The sequence below is a fragment of the Paenibacillus sp. ICGEB2008 genome (assembly GCF_000307675.1).
Taxonomy (GTDB): Bacteria; Bacillota; Bacilli; order Paenibacillales; family Paenibacillaceae; genus Paenibacillus; species Paenibacillus polymyxa.
In genome coordinates this window covers 1-3,099 of record NZ_AMQU01000048.1, presented here as the reverse complement: position 1 = coordinate 3,099, position 3,099 = coordinate 1, and the positions used below count along the sequence as shown (strand labels likewise).

At 58.2% G+C, this 3,099-nt stretch carries 1 protein-coding gene; it reads left to right on the top strand.

Going from position 1 to position 3,099, the window contains the following annotated elements:
• On the top strand, positions 1–3,099 hold a 3,099-nt coding region (locus C400_RS26405), incomplete at both ends, for a non-ribosomal peptide synthetase (RefSeq protein WP_128574163.1).

Genomic DNA, 3,099 nt, shown 5'->3' with positions numbered 1-3,099 from the left:
CAGCAAATGCATAAGGAGCTAGGCGTTGAATTCCCGCTTCGCGACGTATTCCGCTACTCAACGGTTGAGGAAATGGCCGCGGCTATGGAGCGGCTGGAGATCGGCTCGTTCACGGCTATTCCGGCTGCAGAATCTAGCGAGTATTATCCGCTCTCTTCTGCTCAGAAACGTCTCTATATCTTGAACCAGCTGGAAGGAGCCGAACTGAGCTACAACATACCAGGAGCTATGCTGCTCGAAGGGGAGCTCGACCGGCAGCGGTTTGAAGAAGCGTTCCGCGGGCTCGTAGCTCGTCATGAAACGCTACGTACCGGCTTTGAGATGGTAAAAGGCGAAGCGGTTCAGCGGATTTATGAAGAAGCCGCCTTCCAGGTGGAATATGTGCAGATCAACGAGGAGCAGGCAGAAGAAACGGTGCGCCAATTCGTTCGTCCGTTTGATCTAGCGAAGCCGCCACTTCTGCGGGTAGGCCTTGCTGAAATGGCGCCGGACCGGCACATTCTAATGTTCGATACGCATCATATCGTATCTGACGGCGTTTCGATTGACGTACTGATCGAAGAGCTCGTCCGCTTGTATAGCGGGGAGCAGTTGGAGCCGCTCCGCATTCAGTACAAAGATTATGCGGTATGGCAGCAATCGGACGAGCAGAAAGCTCAGCTTGCCAAGCAGGAAGCCTACTGGCTCGACATGTTCCGCGGAGAACTGCCGGTTTTGGAATTGCCGACGGACTATCCGCGCCCGGCTATGCAGAGCTACGAGGGCCGCACGCTGCAATTGTTTATGGATAGCGAGAAAAGCGAGGGTCTGAAACGGCTTGCAGCCGAGAACGGCGCAACGCTTTACATGGTTCTGCTTGCTGGTTATACAATATTATTGCATAAGTATACAGGGCAAGAAGACGTGGTGGTCGGTACGCCGATTGCGGGAAGAAATCACAGCGACGTTCAGCCGCTGATCGGGATGTTCGTCAATACCCTGGCCATCCGCAGTTATCCGGCTGCCGGTAAAACGTTCCTTGACTACTTGAAGGAGATCAAGGAGACGACGCTGGGCGCTTTTGAACATCAGAATTATCCGTTTGAGGAACTGGTGGATAAGGTGAATGTGGCTCGCGATTTAAGCCGCAATCCGCTGTTCGATACGATGTTTGCTTTGCAGAATACAGAGAATTTGGAAATCCAGCTTCCCGGACTCCATTTGTCGACGTATGCCAGCGAAGAAATTGTTTCTAAATTCGATCTCAGCTTGGACGTCACAGAGATCGAGGAAGGCTTGGAATATCTGTTTGAATACGCCACTGCTCTTTATAAAACCGAAACAGTGGAGAAATTGGCCGCTCACTACTTGCAGCTGCTTGAATCCATTCTCCGCAACCCGTCGGCGACGATTGCCGAGCTGGGCATTTTGACACCGTCGGAAAAAGAGCAAATTCTTGGCGCGTTTAACCCGGCGCAGCCGGAAGCGGCTCCTGCGGCCGCGTTCCACCGGCTGTTCGAGGAACAGGCGGAGCGCACGCCGGAAGCGGCGGCCGTCGTGTACGAGAACGACCGGCTGACGTATGCGGAGCTGAACGAGCGGGCGAACCGCTTGGCGGCTACGCTGCGCACAAGCGGCATCGGCCGGGAGACGATCGTCGGCATTCTCGCCGAGCGTTCGGTGGACTTGCTGGTGGCCGTGCTGGCCGTCTGGAAAGCAGGCGGGGCGTATGTGCCGCTCGACCCGGATTACCCGGCGGAGCGCGTGCGGTTCATGCTCGAAGACAGCGGAGCGAAGGTGCTGCTGACGCAAACGGCGCTGCGAGAGCGTGCCGAAGCCTGGCTCGGCGAAGAGGAGCTGGCGCTGGCGGCGGTGCTGTACCTGGACGACGAAACTTCGTACAGCGAGGAGCGGATGAATGCCGACAGCTTCCATGAAGCCCGTCCGGAGGATCTGGCGTACGTGATCTATACGTCGGGAACGACGGGCAAGCCGAAGGGCGTGATGATCGAGCACCGCAGCCTGGTGAACACGGCGGCGGGCTACCGGCGGGAATATCGGTTGGATCAGTTCCCAGTGCGGCTGCTGCAGCTCGCAAGCTTCTCGTTCGACGTGTTCGTGGGAGATATCGCGCGGACGCTGTACAACGGAGGCACGATGGTGATTGTGCCGAAGGACGACCGGATCGATCCGTCTCGTCTGCACCACTGGATTGAGCGGGAGCGGGTCACCATCTTCGAATCGACGCCAGCGCTGATCGTGCCGTTCCTAGAGTACGTGCACGAGCAGCGGCTCGATATGAGCTGGATGGAGCTGTTGATCACGAGTTCGGACAGCTGCAGCGTAGCGGATTACCGCACCTTGCAGGAGCGCTTCGGCTCGCAGTTCCGTATTATTAACAGCTACGGCGTAACGGAAGCGGCGATTGACTCCAGCTTCTATGACGAGCCTCTGGAAAAGCTGCCGAAGACGGGCAGCGTGTCGATCGGGAAAGCGTGGCTGAACGCCAAGTTCTACATCGTGGATGCGAATCTGAAGCCGGTGCCGATCGGGGTGTTGGGCGAGCTGGTCATCGGCGGAGTCGGAGTGGCGCGCGGGTACTTGAACCGCCCGGATTTGACGGCGGAGAAATTCGTAGACAGCCCGTTCGCCACTGGGGAGCGGCTGTACCGGACAGGCGACCTGGCGCGCTGGATGGAAGACGGGAACGTGGACTTCATCGGCCGGATCGACAACCAGGCGAAGATCCGGGGGTACCGGATTGAGACGGGGGAAGTCGAAGCGAAGCTGCTGAGTGTAGGTGGCGTGAAGGAAGCGGTCGTCGTCGTCAGGGAAGATCAAGAAGGTCAGAAAGCTTTGTGCGCTTATTATACAGCGGAAGAAGGCTTGACGGTGGCGGACCTGAAACGGGCGATTGCCAGCGAGCTGCCGGGGTACATGATCCCGTCGTACTTCGTGGAGCTGGAGCGCCTGCCTCTGACGCCGAACGGAAAGATCGACCGGAAGGCGCTGCCGGCACCGGAAGGGGGAGCAGGCGGAGGCCGCGAATACGTGGCGCCGCGCACCGAACTGGAGGCGAAGCTGGCCGCCATTTGGCAGGATGTGCTTGTTCGGGAGAAG